The sequence below is a fragment of the Centipeda artemidis DSM 19719 genome, from assembly GCF_000426665.1.
In the GTDB taxonomy this organism is placed as follows: domain Bacteria; phylum Bacillota; class Negativicutes; order Selenomonadales; family Selenomonadaceae; genus Centipeda; species Centipeda artemidis.
Window position 1 is genome coordinate 203287 of sequence record NZ_AUFU01000001.1, and the last position, 22199, is coordinate 225485.

Genomic DNA, 22199 nt, shown 5'->3' on the forward strand with positions numbered 1-22199 from the left:
CCAATGATTCCGTTTTATGATCTCCTCAGCAAATAGATCGCGTCCTGCACATGCTGCCGAACGCCCTCCGGCAGCTCTGCCATGCGCGTCTCCAATCGTGCCGCCAGCTCCCCCTTAAAAAGCCGCAGGCGGAACTCCCACAATCCAAAGTGCGGCGGTGGAATATTGATGCGGCGCAGACGGTACGGATTCGTCTCCGTCGTATTGAGTCCCGCCTCGCCCGTCACCGCCGTCAGATAGTTTTCCTCGGCGAGCATATCGACGATCACATCGTCATACGCGCCGTTCGGATAGGAAAAGCTATAGATTGTCTTCATGCCGTTCCACTCGAGCAGGAGCTTTGAGAGGCGTATCTCATCGAGTTGCTGCTCGCGCGTCAGCGTCGTCAGCGGGATATGGTTCGCCGTGTGGCTGCCGATCTCCATGCCGTGCGACTCGAGTGCGCGCAGATTGTCCCACGTCATATAGCCGGGCTGCCCGATGTCGTTCGTCACGATGTAGAACACGCCCTTCATACCGCGCTCGTCGAGCATCGGCAGGATCACGCGATGATTGTCCTCGTAGCCGTCATCAAAGGAGAGGATGACGGGCTTTTCAGGCAGTACCTGCTTGCCCTTGCGCGCGCGCGCATAGTCCTGCGGGGTGATTGTCGTATATCCCTCGCGGCGGAGATAGTCGAGCTGCGCCGCGAACTCCGCGGGCGGCACGACGTACGGCTCCGCGCCGGGGCGCACCTCCTCGGTCACCATATGGTACTCGAGGATGGGAAATCCTGCGGGCGGCGGCGCTGTGATGAGCCACGCAAAGAGTCCGAGCAGCGCCCACAGAGGCAGCATCAGCAGCCGCCGAATTGTCTTTCCCAAATTTTATACCTCCTCTGCCATCGCGCGCAGTTTGCGCAGGCGATGGTTCATCCCCGGTTTACTGATGTGGCAGAGCGCCGCCAGCTCCGCCATGCTGATCTCCGGATGCGCGCGTCGCATCTCGGCGGTCTCGCGCAGCTCCTCGGGCAGTGTTTCGATGCGCCCCGCCGCCGCAAGACGCTCAATCGCCGCGCGCTGTTCGGCAGCGGCGTCCACGGCACGTCGGACATTCGCCATCTCGACGTTGACGAGGCGATTGACCTGCGCGCGCACCTCTTTCACGTTGCGCGCGACCTCGATCTCCTCCGCTGCCTCCTCCGCTCCGATGAGCGAGAGGAAGTCCATCACGGCGTCACCCTCTTTGAGATAGACGACGTAAAGTCCGCGCCGATCCGTCATTCTAACAGGAAAGCCCATGCGGCGCAGCAGCGTATGAAGCGCACGCCCCATTGTCTCGCTCCGCGCCTTGAGTTCGAGATTGCAGCTCGCCTCGGGGCGGTTCACGCTCCCGCCGCCGAGAAACGCACCGCGCAGATAGGCGGCGCGGCAACATTTTTTCCGCAGGAGCGCCATGTCCGTCCCCGCACGCAATTCTCCCTCCTCGAGGAAGCCGAGCTGCGTGAGCAGCGGCGTCACGGATGCACCTGCGGCGATGTTGACGATATAGGTGCGGCGGCGGAGCTGCGGCGTGCGTTCCTGTGCCACCGTGGTCTCAATTTCAGTATCTATATTGTGCAGGAGACGGATCACGCGGCGCGCCACGGCGGCACTCGCCGCTTCGAACCGCAGCCCGCGCCCCTGTCCCTCCTCCGTCCGGGCGGTCGCGCCCATGCGCAGGAGCGCGGCAAGTTCCGCCGTCCGGCAGCAGGTGCGCTCCTCATCCGTGCGCGCGAGTGCATTTTTGACATCCGATGCGAACGACGGCATATCACTGCACCCGGAAGTCGTAGATCATGCGCATGATGTTCCGGCTGAGCTTATCCGGATCGTGCCGCACGGCATCCGACTGGTTTACAATGTCCGCCCCGACAAAACCGATGCCAAGGGCATTGATCGCATCCTCGTCCACACGGACGGGATAGATGCCCTGCGCCGCGTATTTTTCCCGGAGCGCGGGCGAGATGGGCGCATTGTTGACCAGCATAAAGTCGATGGATCCGCGCCCCGCGTGCTTTAATATCGCCTCCGCGTGCATGGACGCGGTATATCCGTCCGTTTCGCCGGGCTGCGTCATAACGTTGCAGATGTAGATTTTGAGCGCGCGACTTTTCCGCAGCTCCTCCGCCACGCCATGGATGAGCAAATTCGGCATGATGCTCGTGTAGAGACTGCCGGGACCAAGCACGATGGCGTCCGCCGTGCGGATCGCCTCGAGCGCGGATGCCACAGGCGCGGCATCCGCCGGAAAAAGCCGCACGCTGCGAATGCGCCCCGGTACCTCGGGGATGTGCGATTCGCCCTCGACGACCGTCCCGTCCTCGAGGATCGCGTCGAGACGCACGGACTCCTTGGATGCGGGGAGCACACGCCCCTTGACCGCGAGAACCTTCGACGACTCCTTGAGCGCCGTCTCCATGTCGCCCGTAACCTCGGCCATCGCCGCGAGGAAGAGATTGCCGAAACTATGTCCCGCGAGGTCGCTGCGTCCCTCAAAGCGGTGCTGAAAGAGTTTTTCCATCAGCGGCTCGGTGTCCGCGAGCGCGACGAGACAGTTCCTGAGATCGCCGGGCGGGATGATGCCGAGCTCCTCGCGCAGACGCCCCGAGGAACCGCCGTCGTCGGCGACCGTGACAATGGCAGTCACATTGCTCGTCAGCTCCTTGATGCCGCGCAGGAGAACGGAGAGTCCGTGCCCGCCGCCGATAACAGCAACAGTGGGGCCGCGGCTCAGGCGCGTCTTTTCATAGACGAGATCCACGAGCCGTGCAGACGCCCCCTCGGGCATGAGCGCAGTGATGATGGCGCGGATGACGCGCCGCATCGCGACGAGCATGAGGATGCTGCCGACGACAAAAAGCCCGGCACCCGCAATCGCCGTGAACATATAGTCGTAGCTGCCCTGCCATGTGTAGACGAATCGGAAAATCGCCTCTTCAATCGCGTCGAGATACTGATAGTTAAAGACGAGGGCGACGCCGAGACTGACGCAGATCGTGCCGAGCGCGAATGCGAACAGCCAGCGTTTGAACCCGATGCCGGGGTACAGCCATTTCATGAGATGCATGACTTACCCCTCGCTCACGTGTTCCTGCACCTCGTTTTTCATCAGATCGCGGTGCTCCAGGCGCACGTCGTACCGGCTCTTGATGCGGTCGTAGAGATGTTTTGCGATGAACACGCTGCGGTGCATCCCGCCCGTGCAGCCGACAGCGATAACGAGCTGACTTTTCCCCTCCTTCTCATACTGAGGAAGGAGGAAATCGATCATATCGTCGAGGTGCCGCTCGAATTTCTGCGTCACGTCCCATGACTCGATGTAGGATGCGACCTGCGGCACGGTGCCGCTCTTGCTCCGCAGATTGTCCACATAGAACGGGTTCGGCAGGAAGCGCACGTCAAAGACGAGATCCGCATCGAGCGGCACGCCGTATTTGAACCCGAACGAGAGCACCGTCACCGTCAGCTCCGTATCGCCGCCCGGCGTATCGTAATGCTCTCTGATGATCTCGCGCAGTTCGGTCTTGCGCAGCTTCGACGTATTGACTATCTGTGTGGCACGTTCGCGCACGGGGGCGAGCTGCTGCCGCTCACGCGTGACCCCCTCGGAGATGCGTGCCTCGGGTGCCAAGGGATGCGGGCGGCGCGTCTCCTTATAGCGGCGAATGATCACGTCGTCCGACGCCTCAATGAAGAGGAGCTCATAGGAAATATCCCCTGCGTCGAGTTCGTCGAGGATCTGCACGAACGCATCAAAAAACTCGCGGCTGCGCGTATCCACAACGATAGCGGCACGACTGATCTGCCCGTGCGTTTCGCGGCAGAGATCGATGAATTTCGGAATAAAGACCGGCGGCAGATTATCTACGCAAAAATAGCCGAGATCCTCCATATAGCGCGCTGCGAGCGTTTTCCCCCCGCCCGACATGCCCGTAATGATCACGGGGCGGAACTTCTCTGCGGACTTTGCCTTCTTCTCACGCATCTCGTATCACCTCACATATCAAATTGAACTGCGTTCTTCAAATCGTTCGTACGCCGTTATATATCCCTCTTTGGCAGCGGTACGGGCGCATCCGCCCCCATACCGAGCACATAGGCGTAGATCGCGGCGGCAAGCCCGTTCTCCGCACAGGTCAGTGTCTCGTAGTCTGTGGCTTCCTTCACCTCGGGGAACGCGTTGCCCATCGCAATGCTCTTGCCCGCCGCCTCGAGCATCGGCAGATCGTTGTATGCGTCGCCGATCGCCATGGTCTCCTCGGCGGGGATACCGAGCTTTGCCGCGAGTGTGCGGAGCGCCGTCGCCTTGGAGATGCCCTTCGGCACGATCTCGATGAGCGTATCCGCCGAGCGCGTCACGTCGACCTGCGCGCCGAACGCCTCCGCGATCTCCTCCGCGCGTGCGATCGTAATCTCGCGCCCCTGCGTTGCAAGAAGCAGCTTGCAGTTGCCCGCCGCGTGCTCGAGCATCCCGGCGCGCCCCACGGCAATTCCCGGCACGCCCTGCGATGCCTCATAGGCACGCGACTCATCGCACGCCTTTTCATAGCGGAGCCGGCCGCCGCTGTACTCTTGGATATACCAGTCGCGCGCATGGCAGAACGAGATGATGTCGCGCGCGAGCTGCGCGTCGAGCGTGTGCTCCTCATAGACGCGCCCGCTCGGGCTTTTAATCAGCGCGCCGTTGTAGGAGATGATGGGCACATCGAGACCAAGCGCCTCGGCAACGGGCAGCGCCGCCTCGAACATGCGCCCCGTCGCGATCGTCACAACGACGCCCGCCTCCGCCGCGCGGCGCACCGCCGCGACATTCTCCGGCGACACCGCACTCCTGCTCGGCAGCATCGTCCCGTCGAGATCCGATACAAATAATTTGACCGCCATCACTGTATCCCTCTTTCTTTCTCCGCACTCTGCTGACAAAGCGCCGCTCCCTATGTTATAATACTCCGAACTCATTTTCAAAAGGAGGCTCGGAAGTCGTGCAGACCGTATTCTTTCGTCTCGTGACTCTCGTCGCACTGCTCGCCATCCTCATCGGCATCTTTGGGCTTTCCTACACGTACCGCGTCGACCACCGCACGGCGCGCAGCCTCTCCGCCTATGCCCGCATTGACTTTCAAGCCTCCTACACCGGCGAGGGACGGCTTGAGGGTGCGACGCTCGCACTATGGGATTACCGTTACGACACAGCGCAGCTGCTGCCGGACGTCGTGCTCTACACCGACGGCAGCGCATGGGAGATGAAAGCCGCGACGAAATACACGCCGCGCCCCACCCCGGGCGCGGACAGCCCCTATAAAAATGAGAACAAACTCTTTGCCGAGCTGCCGCGCGCTGCGCTCCCCGCCATGCGAAAAGCAGCGGGCGTGCGGCTGCGCTTTTACTACGACAACGGGCAGACGATTGATCTTCCGCTCAGCGAACCCGATCTCGCCTATTGGCAGCGGGAGCTGAGCAAAGGCATTTAACCTGATAGAATATCACTCTATTGTACTGTGATTGAAAACATTCGTCAAGGCAAGGCAATTTTATGCAGAAAAGAGACTTCATCCTCATCGCCGCACTTCTCCTCGTCTGCGCCGGCGCCGCAGCTCTGCTTACGCCGCGTGAGAGCAGTGCGCCGCTTCATGCTGTCGTCACGCAGGACGGAAAACAGCTCTACGACATCCCGCTGACAGGACACCGCGGCACGGAGGAAATCGTCGTCGCGGACGAACACGGCACGAATACGATCCGCATTGAGGACGAAACAATCGCCGTCGTGGACGCGGACTGCCCCGACCTCGTCTGTGTCAAGACCGGCAAAGCTGAAAAAAAGGGCGACGTCATCGCCTGCCTCCCGCACAAACTCCTCATCGAAGTGAAGTGATATGACGGATCTTCGCATCGCAGTGCGCATCGCGCTCCTCACGGCGCTCTCCCTCATCCTTTTTCTCCTCGAGGGGCTGCTCCCTCTGCCTCTGCCCGTCCCGGGCGCAAAGCTCGGTCTCGCCGCCCTCGTCACGCTCGTCGCGCTCTATACCCTGCCGCACATGCGCGACGCATTCCTCGTCCTCCTCCTGCGCATCCTGCTCGCCTCCTTCTTCGGCGGCGGTATCGCACCGATGCTTTACAGTCTCGCGGGAGGAGTCCTGAGTTTTGCCGCAATGGCACTACTGAAGGCGCGCACGCAGCTCTCCATCGTCGGCATCAGCGCAGTGGGCGGCTTCCTGCACAACATGGGACAGCTCGCCGTCGCCGCCGCCGTAATGCAAACGGACGCTCTCTTGATCTACGCCCCCGTGCTCGGCATCGCAGGCATCCTCACCGGACTCGCCGTCGGTCTCCTCACAAAACAGATCCTCCAAAAAATTTCAACAGGATAAATATTCTCATTTTCTGCCGATTGTGTTATAATTTTCACAGTACAGTTTTCTCTCACGTTCTGATAAGGAGGACAATCCAAATGGAGTACCGTATCGAACACGATTCCCTCGGAGAAGTCAAGGTCCCTGCCGACAAATATTGGGCGGCGCAGACTGAGCGAAGTTTTGAAAATTTCCCCATCGGCATTGAAAAGATGCCTGCCGAAATCATCCACGCGTTCGGCATCCTGAAAAAATCCGCCGCCATCGCGAACAACAAGCTCGGCAAACTCGACAACAAGCGTCTGGGCGCCATCAAAGCGGCGTGCGATGAAATCATCGCCGGCAAACTCGCAGAGCACTTCCCCCTCGCCGTGTGGCAGACGGGCAGCGGCACGCAGTCGAACATGAACGTCAACGAGGTCATCGCGAACCGCGGCAACGAAATCGCGGGCGAGAAAATCCTTCACCCGAACGACCACTCCAACATGTCGCAGAGCTCGAACGACACATTCCCGACCGCCATGCACATCGCCGCGGTCATTGCCATCGAAGATCACCTCTTCCCGAGCATCGACCTCCTCGCCGAAACCTTCCGCCGCCTGATGAAGGAGAACGAAGGCATCGTCAAGACGGGACGCACCCATTTGCAGGACGCCGTGCCCATCTCTTTCTCGCAGGAGATCAGCGGCTGGCTCGCCATGCTCGAAGAGTCGAAAAAACAGCTCAAAGCGTCGCTCCCCTTCCTCCACGAACTCGCCCTCGGCGGCACTGCCGTCGGCACGGGACTCAACGCGCCAAAGGGATTTGACACCGCCGTCGCACAGGCGGCAAGCGAGCTGACGGGCAAGAAATTCGTCACCGCACCGAACAAATACCACGCCCTCACGAGCAAGGATGCCGTCGTCTTTGCCCACGGCGCACTCAAAGGGCTTGCCGCCAACATGATGAAGATCGCGAACGACATCCGCTGGCTCGCCGCAGGACCGCGCTGCGGACTCGGCGAGATCACGATCCCCGCAAACGAACCGGGCAGCTCCATCATGCCGGGCAAAGTCAACCCCACGCAGTGCGAATCCGTCACGATGGTCGCCGTGCAGGTCATGGGCAACGACGCCGCGATCGGCATTGCAGCATCGCAGGGCAATTTCGAGCTCAACGTGTTCATGCCCGTCATCATCTACAACTTCCTCCAGTCGACCCGTCTCCTCACGGACTCTGTGAAGTCGTTCAACGACCGCTGCGCCGTCGGCATCAAGGCAAACCGTGAGAAGATGCACGAGAACCTCCATCGCTCGCTCATGCTCGTCACCGCCCTCAACCCGTACATCGGCTATGAGAACGCCGCCAAGACCGCGCACAAGGCATTCGACGAGAACATCAGCCTCAAAGAAGCCTGCGTCGCCCTTGGGTTCCTCACCGCCGAAAAATTCGACGAGGTATTCCATCCCGAAGAGATGGTGTAAAATAATTTAAGAATCAGATAGAAAATCCCGACGGCAGAATCTCCGTCGGGATTTTTTTATAGCCGAATGGTCTCAATATGCTCGAAGTCCAACGTCACTAGTGCTTCGTCAAATTTCACTTCATAGACGATAAGTGAATCTCCGGCATATTCTATCGTCGATGCATAATCAGGAATCTTTTCTATAAAACATTTGCCAACATCAAAAATACTGCGTGCACTTATCTTTGCAATCCCCTTAAACTATTTTGTCTCCTTCTCACAACGCTAAAAAGTCTTCATCCCGCACCCACACCGTCTTTCGATCGTAATCAATGGCTCCCTCCTCGCGCAGATGGCTCATCTCACGGCTGAGTGCGCTCCGCTCCACGCCGAGATAGCGCGCGAGCTGCGTCTGATTCATATCGCGCTGCACCGCGCCGTCCGCATCGCGCGGCGCTTCCTGCAAATAGACGCTGAGTTTTGCGCGGATGCTCTTTTGCCCCATGATTCGAATTTTATGCTGATAGAAGATCCCCTTTGCCGAGATGCGCCGCAGCATATTAAGTGTGAACCGCCAGAGATGCGGATCCTCGCAGGCAGGCTTTTCATAGAGGCGGCGGAACTGCAGGCGCAGAATGACTGCATCCCGGATCGCCTTGACGAACATGCGGCTCTCGGAGAGGTCGGCGCCCTCCATAGTCTCGCCGAAACTTTTACCCGCCTCAAATATATTCATATCGATCTGATCTGCATTTTCGTTGAGGAAGGACACCTCAATCGCCCCCGCGAGGATGATGCCCGTCACAATCGGCGCACGCCCCATCCGCATGATGTTCTGCCCCGCGGCATATCGCTTGATCTCCGCACCAAGCGCATTCAGCAAATTGGGAAGTGCCTCTGCGGGAATCCCCTCAAACAGATCGTGCTTCATCAAAATTTCCGTATACGGCTCCAATATATCACGCGTCAGCATAGACCGCTCCTTTCCAAATCTATGGGATAAGAAAATCTATACACAAAAGAGAATAATTATCTCCATTATAGTTGGAAAATCGGTCTTTGTAAAGCAAAGCGGAGCTGCTGCACACATATGGGCAGAAGCTCCGCTGTTCCATGTAAATTTAATTTTATCCAAAAACCTGATCCATCAGCGCAAACACGGCATCATCCGTTGCATAGATGTCCGGCGTACGGACATTTTTGCCGTCCTGCATTGAGTTAAGCGCAGGATCGGTATACTCCACCGCTGCCTCGGCACGCCGCCCGAAATTGCCGCGGCGGTCGAGCGAAGCGTTCTCATACACATACTCGTCGGGAAGCATCTTATTCTGCGTCATGATATTGTAGTAGTTTGCATCAGGGATATAGGGTCCTACATGCAGTGCCGCCGCGTTCGCGGGATCCTGCACAAAGCGATAGTTCCGATAGACGACCTCTCCCACCGCGGGGGCATAGGAGCCGTTAACGGCATAATCTCCCATGCGCAGGCGCGCATCCGGCGCATCGTAACTGAACGTCCCCCGGAGATGTTCGCCGTTCACGCCCGTTGCGTAGCCCGGCGCAGGATATGTGCCGTCGGGCGTTCCCGTATAGCTGCCGCGCGGCAGCAGTCCCTCGTTGATCCAAACGGTCTTCGGATCGGCCTTCATCCGAATCTCTGCGGGATTGATCCTACCTGTCGCAGTCGTCACATCATAGGTCAGCGTCGTTCTCGCCGGATTCCGCGTGCCGATGCTGTTCCCATGTTCGTCAACGAGCTCGTAATTCGACAAAGGACTGCCCGAAAGACTAAATCGATAGTCTACATCCTTGTTCGCGACATCATTGCGATCCTGCCACATCGCGTTCGGATCGGCGTTCCCGTTCGGCGTCCATGCGACATCCTTGTCGGCATAGGCGGCCGCCGAACTGTGCGCGATGTGCGGCCGATCGGCTTTGACAATGCCCTCCTCATCGTCGTAACGAGTCTCTTCATTCTCGTTATAGTGTCGGAAGTGCCGGATCGCAAGGGATTCCCGGGTAATGACGTTCCCGTCCGCATCTTTCGCGATACCGACGATTTCTTTGTTCCCGTCATAAGTCTTGGTCGGATTGATCGACTTCATGTCGGCAATCAGCTTGCGCGGCGTAATGTATCCGCGGTTCGCTGCCGTCTCCGTAAAGGTATTTCCTCCGGTAATCGCAAAATTCCCGCCCGTATAGGTCAGCGCATAGGTAACATCGTGCGGCGCACCGCCGTTGACATTTGCATTGTCGTAGCCGGTACCTTCCGTCTTGACAGTCAGATCATTCTTCAGGTCAATCGTTTGTGTTCCGATTTGATAGGTGGCGCCGTTCAGATAGTTCTTGACCGAGTCGGCATCCGCTTTACCATTATACTTGACGGACGTATCTCCGTCATACTCCTTCGTTGCATTCTTGAAGTCAAAGGTGATATCGCCCTTATTGATACTGCGCGGATTGATACGCCCTTTCCCCTGTGCCGCGGTATAGCTTACGCCGTCGTTTTCAAGTCGATAGTTCTTCGCATCCGACGCCGTATTGCGCGCGGCATAATTGTTCAGCGCATCGTTAAAGCCCGTGTAGGAAACCGCCTTATCGACGACATTACCGTTGGCATCACGGCTCACATTCGAATCGGCATACGCGCCTTGGATTTTATCCGTCGCCGCTTGATCAAGGCGCAACGTATCTCCGTTCACAACGCCATGGAACGTTATATCGCCTGCCGCGAGCCCCTTGACGGCGGCTGTGCCGTCATAATCCTTGACCTTACGCTCGACATCCACCGTCAGCGTCTTTCTGTAAATATCAGCTTTCCCCGTTGCAGTTCCTGCGCCAACGGTATAATTTTGACTTGCGATTGGATCACCCGACAGTGTCAGCGTATAGTCGACATTAACCACGCCTGCGCTGTTCTCCGTTCGGGCTTCGGCTTGTTCCTTCGTGTCTACCGTCGCATCCTTGCTTGCATACCGGCCCTCCACTTTGAGATGTACCTTGCCCTTATCCTTTGAAACGATAAGATCCTCATCATCCAGTACCATCTTATCAATGAGCGCCTGATTCTCGCTGCTCAGATCCCTTGTCCCGTCATATTCCTTATAGATATGCTGCGGAACATGCGCCGTGAGATTGCGCGGCGTGATCGTCCCCTGCGTCTGCCGCTGCACGACACTGCCACCCTCGATATCGAAATTCCGCTTGCTCAGCGTGAACTCATAGTCCACATGATCTGCCTTCGCGACGTTCAGATCGTTGTATGCGGCTTTGTTCAGCGTAATATCGTCCGGATTGACAGGCGTATCCACACCGTTCAGCTTAAACGTGCTCGAGCGGAAATATTTCTCCGCACCGTATGTTTTCTTCGTGACGGGATCCGTCCAAACCACATCCTTCGTCCCGTCGTATTCCTTCGTTGCGGGATCGATGTTGAACGTGAAATCACTCTGCTTGACACGGATGCGTGTAATATCGCCCGCACCAAAGCCGGGATCGGTGAACTCATAGTTCCCCGCATCGCCCGCGAGCAGACTGTTCATCGCGGCGGCAGTTCCTTGGTATCGGACGGTCTTGCGCCCCGCGTTCGGGTCGGCGACGAATGCGTCGCCCGTCCCCATGCCGTACTCGCTCGTGATCCCCGTGAGCCCTGTGAGTTTGTTATTGCCGTCCGCAAAGCCCGGCCGGTCGTGATTTAGAACCGCTGCATCGGCAGCGGAAACAGACGCCGTAACGTCGTTGTTCGTCGCTGTGGTATCGTAGTTTTTCCGTACATCGGCGAAGGTGAGATCGACCCTGCGCTTTGTAATCGTATTGTTGTTCGTTATCACGGTTCCGGTAATCGCATTGTTGGAGTCGTCGACAAGGCGATAGTTCCCCGCATTGTCCGCATCAATCCCGATATTGTAGTTCACGATCTTGCTCGTGCCTGCATTCTTGTCCGCGTACTCTGCCGTCGTGATGTTGGTCGCGCCGTCGCCTGCGACAAGCCCCGTGAGCGTCACGAGATCGTTGCCGGACAGCGCGTTCCCCGCGGCGTTCTTGACTGCCGTCGTCGCGTCGTAAGTCTTCGTCAGCGGCCCTTTAATGGTCGCGACGACATCCTTCGGCGTAATGGCGCCGTCGCCTTTGAGGGAGAGCGTCTGCGCGTTCGGCGCGAGCGCAAAGTTGCCGCTCTCATTCGAGAAGGTGAAGTTATAAGTCACGCGGTTATGGGACGCGCCACTGTTGACATCCTTCGAATCGTATTCCGCAGAGGTGAGGTTGAGGTCGCCGAGTACGTTCACCGGATTACCGTTGACCATCACGGTTGCGCTGCTGATATACCCCATGACGTCGGAAAGGTTCTTCGAAGTACCTTTCCATACGGAGGTGTTGCCGTCGTAGACCTTCGTCGCCGTCCCTGCGGTGACAGTCACGCTGCCCGGCGTAAGCCGGAACGGCGTGATCTCGCCGAGCCCCCTAGCTGTCGTGGCGAGGTTGTAGTTGCCCGCATCCGTGCCGCCAAGCGTAAGCCCCGAGTAGTTGACCCAGTTCTTCTGCTCTGTGCCGCCCGAGGGTGTCCACTTTGTGCCGTCGCCATTCACATTTTCGCTCTGGTACTGTGCCGAGCCGACACCGAGCGCAACATTGTCTCCCGCAAGCAGTGCACCCGCCTTGAAGTGAACGTCTGCCAGGTTGACATTCTTTGTCCCGTCATAGACCTTTGTGATTTTTTCGAACGCACCCGAAAGATCCTTCGGCTCGATCTTGCCCTTCGCCGAAAGTTCAAGTCCTGTCTCTGCGTTTGTGACAGAACCTCCCTTCTTAAAGGAGTAGTTCGTCGCGTCGCCGTTGATGGAGATGTTATAGAGAATGTCCTTGTCGATGGGGTTGTTCGAGCCGTCACGGCGCACATTCTTGTCCGCCGCCGTATTCGCGTTGTTGCGGTAGTTGGAGGTGATCGCAAAACTCGTCCCGTCCGTGGTGACGAGCTTATTCTTGTCAGTCGAACCGTCCGCATACTTCACGTTTCCCGTGCTGTTGTTGTCCCGCAGCACATTCCAATTCTTTGTCGCCGTGTTCTTAAGCGTCGTCGCGCCGTCATAGACCTTGTCAATGCCAGAGTCCCGCACAAGCCCCAGTTCGAGCACGCGACGTGTGATCGAGCCGTCGCCCGAGACCTTGCCAGCACCGCTCTCAAGATCAACGCCGTTCAGCGTATAGTTCTTGATCTTGGTGGCGTCGCCGGCCGCCTCTACATTATAGAGTACCTTTGCCGCGCTGGCGACGTTCGCCGTCGGATTGTCGGAGTTGTCCGCAAACTGCGCCCCCTGGTTGCTCAGACGGAAGAACACGTCGTTCTGATCAGCGGCAATAATTCCCGTTCCGGGTCCCGCCGGCGGTGTCAGATGCCACCCCTGCGGAACGTTGTAGTTGCTCGTGCCATCGTAGACCTTGGTCGCATTTGCCGCATGACCATTGAGATCAACCACTTGGAAATTGGTTGGAGAAATGTCGCGGCGCCTAATCGTGCCTTGGCCATACGCCGTATCATCGACCGTATAGTTGCCCGCTGTGGTCGGCCCGAACTCATTCTTAAACGCATTCCGCATATTCGTATACTGCACATCGTGCGGCGTGCCGTTGCTCGCGTTCACGTTCTCTGCAAAGGTACCGCCCGAAAGTCGTCCGTACGTGCTTGATGCTGTGGCGGGCGAGGCGTTCAGCATCCCCTGATATCTCGTTGTGAGGCGTGCTGCAGTGACATTATCGCCCCCAAGAATGGTCGCAAGCACAGAACTCGCAGGATCGTCGGTAAAGCCCGCAATCGTGCCGCTCGTATTTCCTGCCGTACCGTCATACGTTTTGGACACATCGCCCATCTTGACCTTCAGCTTGCGTGGGGTAATCGTCCCCTTATTGGCTTGCAAACCGAGATTCGCTGTGACGGTCTTGCTTGCGTCCATTCCGGTCGACGTACTGATAGAAGTATTGGCGTCGTTGACGATTTGATAGTCGTCGGCATACTGCCCCGTGAGCTGTGCCGTATAGGTGACGCCCTTCTTGATGATATTGCCGCTCGCATCACGCGAGACGTTCTTACCCGCATATTCTGCGGTCGAGGTGTTCTCCCTCTTGTCGCTGCTCGATACCCATCCGCTGAAGTCGACGATGGTATCGCCCTTTTTCACATTTCGGTTGCCGTCCGTATGCGCCGTAAGCCCGTCGTAGACCTTCGAGATCTCCTTTGTCACCGCCTTGAGCGCGGCAGGAGTAATAGACCCCGCCGCCGTCGCATGGGCGGGATTCGCATCATTCACGGTCTCCAGATCGCGCGGCGTGCCTGATGGCCCAAATGTATAGTTCGTGAGAGGATTGTTCCTCGCATCCGACGTCTGCGCCACGATGCCATAGGCAACGTAATGCGCCTCGGAGACATGGGTGGTCGGATCGTTGCCCGCCGCATTCTTGGTAAAATGTCCCGGTGCTCCGTTCTTCAGACGGAACGTAATCTTTTTATAGTCGCGCGACACGATCCCCTCGTCGGTTGACGTAGACTGCGGCGTGACAAGTTTCGCACCGTTCGGCAGATTGTAGTCCGCCGTGCCGTCATAGACCTTCGTCGCGTCCGCAATTGTCCCATCACCCTTGAGCACCTGAAAGCCCGACGGATCGATGCGGCGACGCGTGATCGTGCCCGTCCCGTATTGCGTATTTGCGACGGAATAGTTCCCGCCAAGGGAATTGCCGACGCCCGTGTACTCCACCGAACGGCTGCCGGCATTTACATTTGCGGTAAACGACGCGCCCGTGCCATCGCCAAAGCGACTGCTCACGCCCGTGAGATTGACATTCCCCGTAGAGTAGCCGTCCGCGCCAAGCACGGCGTTGCCCGCCGTGCCGTCACTCATGGCACTCAGTGTTTTCTGCGTGTTGGTATCCGTCCCGTCGTAGATTTTCGTTGCAGGACCGAACGTGAGCGTCACGGAACGCGGCGTGATCGTGCCGAGTCCCGTCAGCGTCGTCGTCCGCGTCACGGTCTCCGTGTTGGGCGTCGCGTCAAATGTATAGTTGTCCGCTTCCTCGGCGTTCGGCGTCGTAAAGGCGACGTTGTAGGTCACGCTCTGCGTCGTGGGAACGGCGCCTGAATAGACGACGTCCTTTGAGGCATATGTTGCCGTCGAGGTATTCGTCACCGTATCGCCGGAGACAATGCCGCTCAGCGTGACGAGGCCATCGCCCGTGATCGGGTTCCGATTGCCGTCCGTATACTGCGCCATCGCGTCGTAGACCTTTGTGAGATTGTCCTTCTTCGTTGCCGTGATCGTCTTAGGCGTGATCTTGCCCGCGCCCGTAGCGTCAAAGGTCTCATCCAGCCCCTTATGCACGCCGCTCATATCGACATAGTAGTCGCCGAGCCGGTATTCCGTCGGATTGTCCGACACGCCCGTCACATTATAAGCAAGTTTCTTGGCCGTTTGGACGTCCTTGGAATCTGTCGTTCCGTCAGCTTTCTTAAACTTCCCCTTCCCGCCCGTAAGCGCAAAGGTGATATGTCCTTTATCGCGGTCGACGATGCCCGTTGTGTCCGTCACTGCCCCGGCATTCGCAGAGAGATAGAGATTGGTTGTATCAAGCGTATATTCATTGTTGCCGTCGTAGACCTTTTGCGCCGATGCCTCTATATTGGTTCCCTTGTTGTAGACCTTGAAGCCGTCGGTCTTCACCTCGCGCGGAACGATTTTTCCATCGAGATAGAGGTTGCCGCCTGTGACTTTCTTCTCTGTCGACTGCGCATCCCGGTAGAAAAGTTCATAGTTTCCGGCATCATTCGCATATGCGCCGTCCGTGCGAAGTCCGACGTTCTTATAGCGGAGCTTATGCGTACCCGCATGGATTTGTTGATTGCCCGCGTCATCCGTATAGGTCGGATCATCCGTTGCGGCAAGGTCGACGGTATCCTGCGTACCGCCGTCATCCTTCATAATCTCGCCCGTAGTTCCGGCAGCGATGGTTTTATTCAGCTCAATATTCGGTTTGCTTTGCAGCATATCGGCATCTTTGACCTCATCAGTACCGTCATAGATTTTATCTGCTGCCGTTTTCTTGTGGATTGTAAGATAGAGCGGTGCTTTTGTAATTGTAATCTTGCCCTTGATATTGCTGATCGAACTATTGTCAAATTCATAATTCGACGAGTCCGCTTTTGTATCATCAAAGGTAATAGTCCCGCCAAAAGTCACTTCCTTAGCCGCGCCGACATGCTTGTCCGCCATCCGTGCAGTGAACCCCGTCGTATCAAGTCCAACGGAATTATCCGCGATATCGTCCGCCGTAATCCCCGACTTCGAGCCGTCCTTGAGCGCAGCCTCAAACGTAGACTTGACGTCTGTCTTGCCGTTGTAAACGCGCGTAAGAACGCCCATATCGTTTGAATCAAGGCTGACTTTACGCTTGCCGATCGTCACATTCACGCCGCGCAGATTCGGCCCGTGCTGACCCGACCAAACGATCGCCTTCGTTCCCGCGTTGCGGATACCGTTCGCTTTATCTGCCGCAGAGTTTGTATAGGTATATTCCTCAACCTTATTCGTATCGACGGACGGCTCATATTGAATCTTTGATTTGTCGCCCGGCGTATTGGGCGTCCCCGCATCCACGATACGCAGATATTTGCTGTTGTAGGTCAGCCCCGTAACATCCGCGCCGTTGTTGGACTTCGGCGTATTTGCGGTATCATCGACGACGGTTCCGTCCTGATTGAAATATCTATAATTGTAGGTCGCCGTCGCGGTGCCATCCATAAACGCAGTTAAAAGCGGCGTTGTGCGTCCCTCATAAATGCGCCACGTCGCCCCCGGATCGCCGTTGTTGTTGATGTCCCAGCCGCTGTAGGTGGACGAGGACTGTGCGTCATACTTGTCAGATGAGGGTGTTAGACCGGCGATAACAGGTTTCGCCTTTCCTGTCGATGTGTCGATAATGTAATTCCCCGATACCTTTGCTAACGTGAACGAGTGTGTCAGAGAAAATTTATTTGATGTCGTATAAGAGTTTCTGATTTGCGTCCCATCATCCGGATCAATGACGCGAACGAAATAGGAATCTCCCGCTACCGCACTTTCCGGTTTATTATATGTGTTCGTTACCTCTGTTCCGGTATCCGAAAAACCAATAATACCGCCGCCGTTTGTACCAATCGCTGAGGTATTATAGGATCCGTCAATCTTCGTGTTTTTCGTATATCCTACAATTCCGCCAAATCGACCGCTCTCCCCCGTAATAGATCCGCTCTCCACATAGACGTTTTTCAGTACGGTATTGCCGGTTGCCTCCCCAACAATCCCGCCTGCCGTATTTACCTGTAATCCGGTATCATTTCCTGCAATCGTCGGAGCAATGACCCCGAGATTTTCAATACGCGCGCCGCTGGTTCTGCCAAACAACGCGGCATGATCAACCCCTGTGATATTTAGATTTCGTATCTTATAGAAATTCCCGTCAAATTTTCCCGTAAAAGCCGCATAGGCATTTCCGCCGATCGGTGCCGTAATGCCCGTCATATCAATATCATCCTCGAGCATATAGTTGCCCGCCAAATTCGTCGTATTGATATTGCTCATTTCGGCTGCATTACTGACGAGCCGGTAGTAATTGTTTGCCGCGGTCGCCGCAGAGCCATTTACCGTATATCCCGACGTCGGCGTCGTCGTCTTATAACCGATATGTGCCGTACCATCGTTTGCGGTATCCGTATACATCACAACGGAGGAACTATGCACATCTGCCGCGTTCAGGAAGCGAATGCTTTTCCCCACAACTTCAACACTCGTCGCGTTGATTGTGCCCATATTGACAACATCGGCTTTGCCAACGGGCGATGCTCCAAGAGGGTTAGAACCGTCCCATGAAGTCATAGCGCTAAGCGCGGCGGTATCCTGCGTGGAGACATGAAGATTCCCGACGTTCACGCTCGCCGTCTTACCGAAAATGACGCCGTTCGGGTTGACGATATAGACGTTATTTCCCCCCGTAATATTTCCATTGATTACAGAGCTGTTTCCGCCGCGTACAATATTCAAGTAGTTGTTGGTCTGCGCCCCGCCGTCATACTGGACAATTTCTCCACTCCCAACGGAGTAATCCGCCCAACTGATGACATTATTTGTATCGGATGACCCGATACTGGTCGTCGCTCCTGAACGAGAAACGACGGCGTTCCCCGCAAGGTGCTGCTCCCCCGTCGGCGCGGCAAAAGAAACCTGAGGAATCAAAAATGCTCCCGTCATCCCCGCCAATACCGCATGGCGTATATTTCTCCGCAGCTTCATCATCCGATACGCGCTCATGTTCCGCTCCCCTTAACTCCCCAACTCGATCAATACTTACTTTGCTTATATATATTTTATCGTACGATATAGGTGATATTATAATATCATAGGAACCTTAAAAAAGGCAAGAAAAACTAGGACAATATTCCCAAAATCATATTATTGCTATCATTAGGCGCGCATAGTGCATCAAGGGCACGGCAACGCCGTGCCCCTACAGGGCGCGCGTATATCGACGCTATCGGCTGCATATCGCAGGGCGTGCGTATATCGTTACGATTTCTTACTTAATTGTCATAGCCGATGCACATAAAAAGGACGTGACTCATGCCACGTCCTTCGAGTTTCTATAATTTTACTTGAGAAGGCTCAACACTGAACTCGAGTTTTGATTTGCCTGTGCAAGCATCGCCTGTGATGCTTGTGTCAACACGTTATGCTTCGTATATGCCGTCATTTCTTTCGCCATATCGGAGTCGCGGATCGTGGACTCGGATGCCTGTACGTTCTCGGAGGCAACGGTCAGATTACTGCTCGTGTAACCGAGACGCGTCTGAACCGCACCGATAGCGACTGCCTGATCTGTCGCCTTAATCAAGGCATTCTCAAACACATTAATGGCAGCATTTGCGGCTTCCTTCGTTGTGACTTGGATTTTTGGTCCCCTGCCAACGACATCAACACCGGCAGGAAGTGTGCCGCCATGCCAGCCTGCACCGTTATCTGACTGAAGCCCAAGTGAGACTGAACGCATATCTGTAAAACCGACTTTCGTTGCCTGATTCGCCCGTGTTCCCGTCTGGAGCGTCAAAGCATTATCCGGTGACGGGTTTTGCGCACGTACTGTTTCTTTGAACGCATCAAGCACCGCATTAACTTCGTTGCGCATATGCCCGTTGCGATCCTTCACGGCAAAGGTAACGCCCGAAATCTGCCCATTAACGCCCGGATTAGATGCACGAATGGTAATTGCCGGTTGATTATCCGGCGTATGAACTTCTTTGCCATACTCATCTATGCCTACTTTAGATGTTCGGCTATAGTAAGAGGCATCGGTATTTGTAATAATATTAATTGCCGCTGCAAGATCGTTTGTTCCAACGGGGTTCAACGTGCCCGTATAGGTCACACCGTTTCGTGTCCATGAAGCTGTAAGACTGTCCGTCGGATGGATGCCGACAGGATTTCCGTCTCTCCGAACCAAATTCGTTAGACGCGTGATGCTTGTTGTATTTGTTGCCAAACTCATATTCGTAAAGCTCGAGTATGTCCCCTGACCTGCATCACCGTTCACACTCATATTGTGTGACCCGTCGATGAGATATTTCCCGTTGTATGTCGTGAGCGCGTTATCATCGATTTGATCAATAAGTTTGTCGACTTCTTTTTGGATCAGCGCACGATCCTCGTCCGTATTCGTATCGTTCGCAGCGTTGATCGCTTTTTCCTTGAGCGTCTTTAGGATCTCGATCGTGGACTGCACCGCGCCCTGCGCCGTGCGCATCAGCGCGTTGCCGTTGTTCGTGTTGGCGTTGTCCTGATCGAGCGCACGCACCTGCACGCGCATTCGCTCAGAGATTGCCATCCCGGACGCGTCGTCACCTGCGCTGTTGATCTTCATCCCGGAGGAGACTTTTTCGAGGCTTTTGGACAGTCCGCTCTGATTCTTGTTGAGCGTGTTCAGCGTATTCACCGCCGACATATTGTTTTTAACCACCATCGCCATAAAGACTGCCTCCCTGAACGAACCTTTTCCTTTTTATCTTATCCCTCAACCAAATAGCGAGAGATATTATACGTCTTCTGTGTGTTATATCGAAAAAAAAGCGCGGTGACTTAACCGCACGGTATGAATTTTTTCCTGGATATATGGTATAATATGCACGTTGGAAATATGATGATAGGGGGGTATCCGTCATGGAATGTGCAGCATTATTCGAAACCGGAAGAAGTCAAGCAGTCCGACTCCCGAAAAATTTTCGTTTTCATGGGAAGGAAGTATTCATACAGAGGCTAGGAAAAGCTGTGATCCTTGTTCCAAAAGAAGATGCTTGGGAAACTTTTTTATCCGGTTTGGAAGAGTTCACAGATGATTTTTTTGCCGACGGACGGGGGCAAGATGTTCCTTCTAAGAGAGATGCGCTATGACTTATATGTTAGACACCAATATTTGCATCTACGCGATAAAAAATAAGTCCCGTCATGTGTTGGCACGACTAAAGCAAAATCTTTCAAGAGGAATCTGTATTTCATCAATTACGCTTGCTGAGCTGGAACTAGGTGTCTCAAAAAGTGCATATCCTGAAAAGAATAGAATCGCCCTCATGCATTTTCTAGCGATGCCTGATGTTTTCCCATTCGATGATACCGCCGCTGTAGAATATGGCGATATATGTGCCCGGCTTCAAAAGCGGGGAACTCCTATTGGCACAATGGATACATTAATTGCCGCTCACGCGCGTGCGGCGGGGCTCATTTTGATTACGAATAACGTCAGAGAGTTTGAGCGTGTCCCCGGTCTCCGAATTGAGAATTGGGCGCAAGACCACGTGTCTTGAGATAATCAGAAAAGGATCTTTAATGCCTCTAAAAAAACTTTTCTTCGGTGCGCTCGGTATTCTCAGTTTCGCGCTGGGTGTCATCGGTGCATTCCTCCCGGTGCTCCCGACAGTGCCGTTCATTCTCCTCTCGGCATACTGTTTTACGCGCAGTTCACGCCGTCTCGACGCATGGCTGTGCGGAACACGTATCTACAAAGAGACGATGGCTATCGCGCGGGACAGTCGCCGCGGGATGACGGTACGGCAAAAGCTTCGTATCATGATTCCCGTGACCATCCTCATGGGGATCTCTTTTATGTTCACGGATCATCCGCATGCGCGCGCGATAATTAGTTTGGTATGGATCGCGCACTTGATTGTGTTTGTGTTCCGAATTCCGACAAGGAGATAACCCCGACGTCATCATTAATAAGAGAACGGCATAATAATAACCAGCTGCAAAACGAGACTGCCCCGGCTGCATTTACCATGCAGCCGGGGCAGTCTCGTTTCTATACGAATCCCGTACAGATTTATTTATCTTGGAAAAGATCTGTGGAGAGGTAGCGGTCACCACCGTCCGGAAGAAGAGCAACGATGGTCTTCCCCTCGAACTCGGGACGCTTTGCGAGCGCGACGGCTGCCGCGAGTGCCGCCCCTGACGAAATGCCGATGAGGACGCCCTCGCGCCGCGCGAACTCTTTGCCGTAGGCAAATGCATCGTCATTCGTTACGCGGAGGACTTCGTTATAGACGCTCGTATCCAGTGTCTTTGGGATAAAGCCCGCGCCGATGCCCTGAATCTTGTGCGGTCCCGGCTTGCCGCCCGTGAGGACGGGAGAATCGACAGGCTCGACGGCAACGATATGGACGGAGGGCTTTTGACTTTTCAGATAGTGCCCGACCCCGGAAACCGTACCGCCCGTACCGACACCTGAGACGAACGCATCGACAGCGCCATCGGTATCTGCCCAGATCTCAGGTCCTGTCGTCTGCTCGTGTACGGCGGGGTTCGCGCTGTTCTCAAACTGTGACGGGATAAAGGAGTTCGGGGTCGCGGCGTGTAGTTCCTCCGCCTTTGCGATCGCACCCTTCATGCCCTGCGATCCGTCCGTGAGAACGATCTCTGCGCCATATGCCTTGAGGAGGTTGCGGCGCTCAACGCTCATCGTCTCCGGCATGGTGAGGATGGCACGATAGCCGCGCGCCGCCGCAACGGAGGCGATGCCGATGCCCGTGTTGCCGCTAGTCGGCTCGATGAGGGTTGCACCCGGGGCAATCTTGCCGTCCTTCTCCGCCTGCTCGATCATGGCGATGGCGATGCGATCCTTAACGGAACCGGCAGGGTTGAAATACTCCAGTTTGACGAGGAGGTTTGCCTTCAGTCCGTGCGCCGCCGCAAACGACTTTGCTGCGAGCAGCGGTGTCCGCCCGATGAGTTCCGTAACGCTCCCGTAGATTTTTGCCATGATTCATTCTCCTTTATTTTTGATTTCATAAAGTAAACATATCTAAAAAGTATGTTTATAATA

Annotated in this window: 17 protein-coding genes; 7 read left to right on the top strand and 10 right to left on the bottom strand. The window is 55.8% G+C overall.

What is annotated here, in order from left to right; translation table 11 throughout:
• Positions 1-14: 14 nt before the first annotated feature.
• From K341_RS0101040 to K341_RS0101060, 5 genes are read right to left on the bottom strand one after another with little or no spacing between them, the layout of a single operon-like run.
• Positions 15-863 carry a polysaccharide deacetylase family protein gene (locus K341_RS0101040; protein WP_026761559.1) on the bottom strand — a complete coding sequence of 283 codons (849 nt, stop codon included), beginning with the start codon at positions 861-863 and terminating at the stop codon, positions 15-17.
• Between the two features lie 3 nt (positions 864-866).
• Positions 867-1790 carry a DNA-binding protein WhiA gene (whiA, locus tag K341_RS0101045; RefSeq protein ID WP_026761560.1) on the bottom strand — a complete coding sequence of 308 codons (924 nt, stop codon included), beginning with the start codon at positions 1788-1790 and terminating at the stop codon, positions 867-869.
• 1 nt (position 1791) lies between these two features.
• Positions 1792-3087 (bottom strand): gluconeogenesis factor YvcK family protein, encoded by a 1296-nt coding sequence (locus tag K341_RS0101050; RefSeq protein WP_009439222.1) that lies wholly within the window; start codon positions 3085-3087, stop codon positions 1792-1794.
• 3 nt (positions 3088-3090) lie between these two features.
• On the bottom strand, positions 3091-4005 hold the full coding sequence (rapZ, locus tag K341_RS0101055) for an RNase adapter RapZ (protein ID WP_009657822.1): 915 nt from the start codon (positions 4003-4005) through the stop codon (positions 3091-3093).
• Positions 4006-4061: 56 nt separating this feature from the next.
• Positions 4062-4904: a Cof-type HAD-IIB family hydrolase gene (locus K341_RS0101060; protein ID WP_026761561.1), complete on the bottom strand. Its 843-nt coding sequence runs from the start codon at positions 4902-4904 to the stop codon at positions 4062-4064.
• Positions 4905-5002: 98 nt separating this feature from the next.
• On the opposite strand from K341_RS0101060, the gene K341_RS0101065 reads away from it, so the two are divergent.
• The 4 genes from K341_RS0101065 to fumC all read left to right on the top strand — a co-directional run bounded on the left by K341_RS0101065 (position 5003) and on the right by fumC (position 7833).
• Positions 5003-5491: a hypothetical protein gene (locus K341_RS0101065; protein ID WP_026761562.1), complete on the top strand. Its 489-nt coding sequence runs from the start codon at positions 5003-5005 to the stop codon at positions 5489-5491.
• 62 nt (positions 5492-5553) lie between these two features.
• Positions 5554-5892, top strand: coding sequence for a NusG domain II-containing protein (locus tag K341_RS0101070; protein ID WP_009657828.1), 339 nt, complete (start codon positions 5554-5556; stop codon positions 5890-5892).
• A gap of 1 nt (position 5893) precedes the next feature.
• Positions 5894-6388, top strand: a complete 495-nt coding sequence (locus K341_RS0101075; protein WP_026761563.1) for a Gx transporter family protein — start codon at positions 5894-5896, stop codon at positions 6386-6388.
• Positions 6389-6468: 80 nt separating this feature from the next.
• A complete protein-coding gene (fumC, locus tag K341_RS0101080) occupies positions 6469-7833 on the top strand; it encodes a class II fumarate hydratase (RefSeq protein ID WP_026761564.1) in 1365 nt (454 codons plus the stop codon).
• Positions 7834-7889: 56 nt separating this feature from the next.
• On the opposite strand, the gene K341_RS13040 is transcribed toward fumC, so the two are convergent.
• From K341_RS13040 to K341_RS0101095, 4 genes are all read right to left on the bottom strand, one after another.
• Complete coding sequence (locus K341_RS13040; protein ID WP_390899625.1) at positions 7890-8066, bottom strand: hypothetical protein; 177 nt, start codon at positions 8064-8066, stop codon at positions 7890-7892.
• 25 nt (positions 8067-8091) lie between these two features.
• Positions 8092-8787 carry a Crp/Fnr family transcriptional regulator gene (locus K341_RS0101085; protein ID WP_009349841.1) on the bottom strand — a complete coding sequence of 232 codons (696 nt, stop codon included), beginning with the start codon at positions 8785-8787 and terminating at the stop codon, positions 8092-8094.
• A 154-nt stretch (positions 8788-8941) separates the two neighbouring features.
• Positions 8942-18145 (bottom strand): YDG domain-containing protein, encoded by a 9204-nt coding sequence (locus tag K341_RS0101090; RefSeq protein WP_026761565.1) that lies wholly within the window; start codon positions 18143-18145, stop codon positions 8942-8944.
• A gap of 337 nt (positions 18146-18482) precedes the next feature.
• Positions 18483-19853, bottom strand: coding sequence for a flagellin N-terminal helical domain-containing protein (locus K341_RS0101095; RefSeq protein ID WP_026761566.1), 1371 nt, complete (start codon positions 19851-19853; stop codon positions 18483-18485).
• Between the two features lie 191 nt (positions 19854-20044).
• On the opposite strand from K341_RS0101095, the gene vapB reads away from it, so the two are divergent.
• From vapB to K341_RS0101110, 3 genes are read left to right on the top strand one after another with little or no spacing between them, the layout of a single operon-like run.
• On the top strand, positions 20045-20275 hold the full coding sequence (vapB, locus tag K341_RS0101100) for a type II toxin-antitoxin system antitoxin VapB (RefSeq protein WP_009349838.1): 231 nt from the start codon (positions 20045-20047) through the stop codon (positions 20273-20275).
• Positions 20276-20280: 5 nt separating this feature from the next.
• Entirely contained in the window at positions 20281-20685 is a 405-nt protein-coding gene (gene vapC, locus K341_RS0101105) for a type II toxin-antitoxin system tRNA(fMet)-specific endonuclease VapC (protein WP_248676853.1), read from the top strand.
• Between the two features lie 22 nt (positions 20686-20707).
• The gene (locus tag K341_RS0101110) at positions 20708-21079 is read left to right on the top strand and encodes a YbaN family protein (protein WP_026761568.1); all 372 of its coding nucleotides are present in this window, start codon (positions 20708-20710) and stop codon (positions 21077-21079) included.
• 121 nt (positions 21080-21200) lie between these two features.
• On the opposite strand, the gene cysK is transcribed toward K341_RS0101110, so the two are convergent.
• Positions 21201-22136, bottom strand: coding sequence for a cysteine synthase A (cysK, locus tag K341_RS0101115; RefSeq protein ID WP_026761569.1), 936 nt, complete (start codon positions 22134-22136; stop codon positions 21201-21203).
• Positions 22137-22199: the final 63 nt, after the last annotated feature.

Bases quoted from the DNA above. Each gene is read 5' to 3' on its own strand.
- K341_RS0101050 (WP_009439222.1), bottom strand. From the start codon at position 3,087: ATGCATCTCATGAAATGGCTGTACCCCGGCATCGGGTTCAAACGCTGG.
- K341_RS0101085 (WP_009349841.1), bottom strand. From the start codon at position 8,787: ATGCTGACGCGTGATATATTGGAGCCGTATACGGAAATTTTGATGAAG.
- K341_RS0101060 (WP_026761561.1), bottom strand. From the start codon at position 4,904: ATGGCGGTCAAATTATTTGTATCGGATCTCGACGGGACGATGCTGCCG.
- rapZ (WP_009657822.1), bottom strand. From the start codon at position 4,005: ATGCGTGAGAAGAAGGCAAAGTCCGCAGAGAAGTTCCGCCCCGTGATC.
- K341_RS0101090 (WP_026761565.1), bottom strand. From the start codon at position 18,145: ATGAGCGCGTATCGGATGATGAAGCTGCGGAGAAATATACGCCATGCG.
- cysK (WP_026761569.1), bottom strand. From the start codon at position 22,136: ATGGCAAAAATCTACGGGAGCGTTACGGAACTCATCGGGCGGACACCG.
- vapC (WP_248676853.1), top strand. From the start codon at position 20,281: ATGTTAGACACCAATATTTGCATCTACGCGATAAAAAATAAGTCCCGT.
- K341_RS0101070 (WP_009657828.1), top strand. From the start codon at position 5,554: ATGCAGAAAAGAGACTTCATCCTCATCGCCGCACTTCTCCTCGTCTGC.
- fumC (WP_026761564.1), top strand. From the start codon at position 6,469: ATGGAGTACCGTATCGAACACGATTCCCTCGGAGAAGTCAAGGTCCCT.
- vapB (WP_009349838.1), top strand. From the start codon at position 20,045: ATGGAATGTGCAGCATTATTCGAAACCGGAAGAAGTCAAGCAGTCCGA.
- K341_RS0101075 (WP_026761563.1), top strand. From the start codon at position 5,894: ATGACGGATCTTCGCATCGCAGTGCGCATCGCGCTCCTCACGGCGCTC.
- K341_RS0101095 (WP_026761566.1), bottom strand. From the start codon at position 19,853: ATGGCGATGGTGGTTAAAAACAATATGTCGGCGGTGAATACGCTGAAC.
- whiA (WP_026761560.1), bottom strand. From the start codon at position 1,790: ATGCCGTCGTTCGCATCGGATGTCAAAAATGCACTCGCGCGCACGGAT.
- K341_RS0101110 (WP_026761568.1), top strand. From the start codon at position 20,708: ATGCCTCTAAAAAAACTTTTCTTCGGTGCGCTCGGTATTCTCAGTTTC.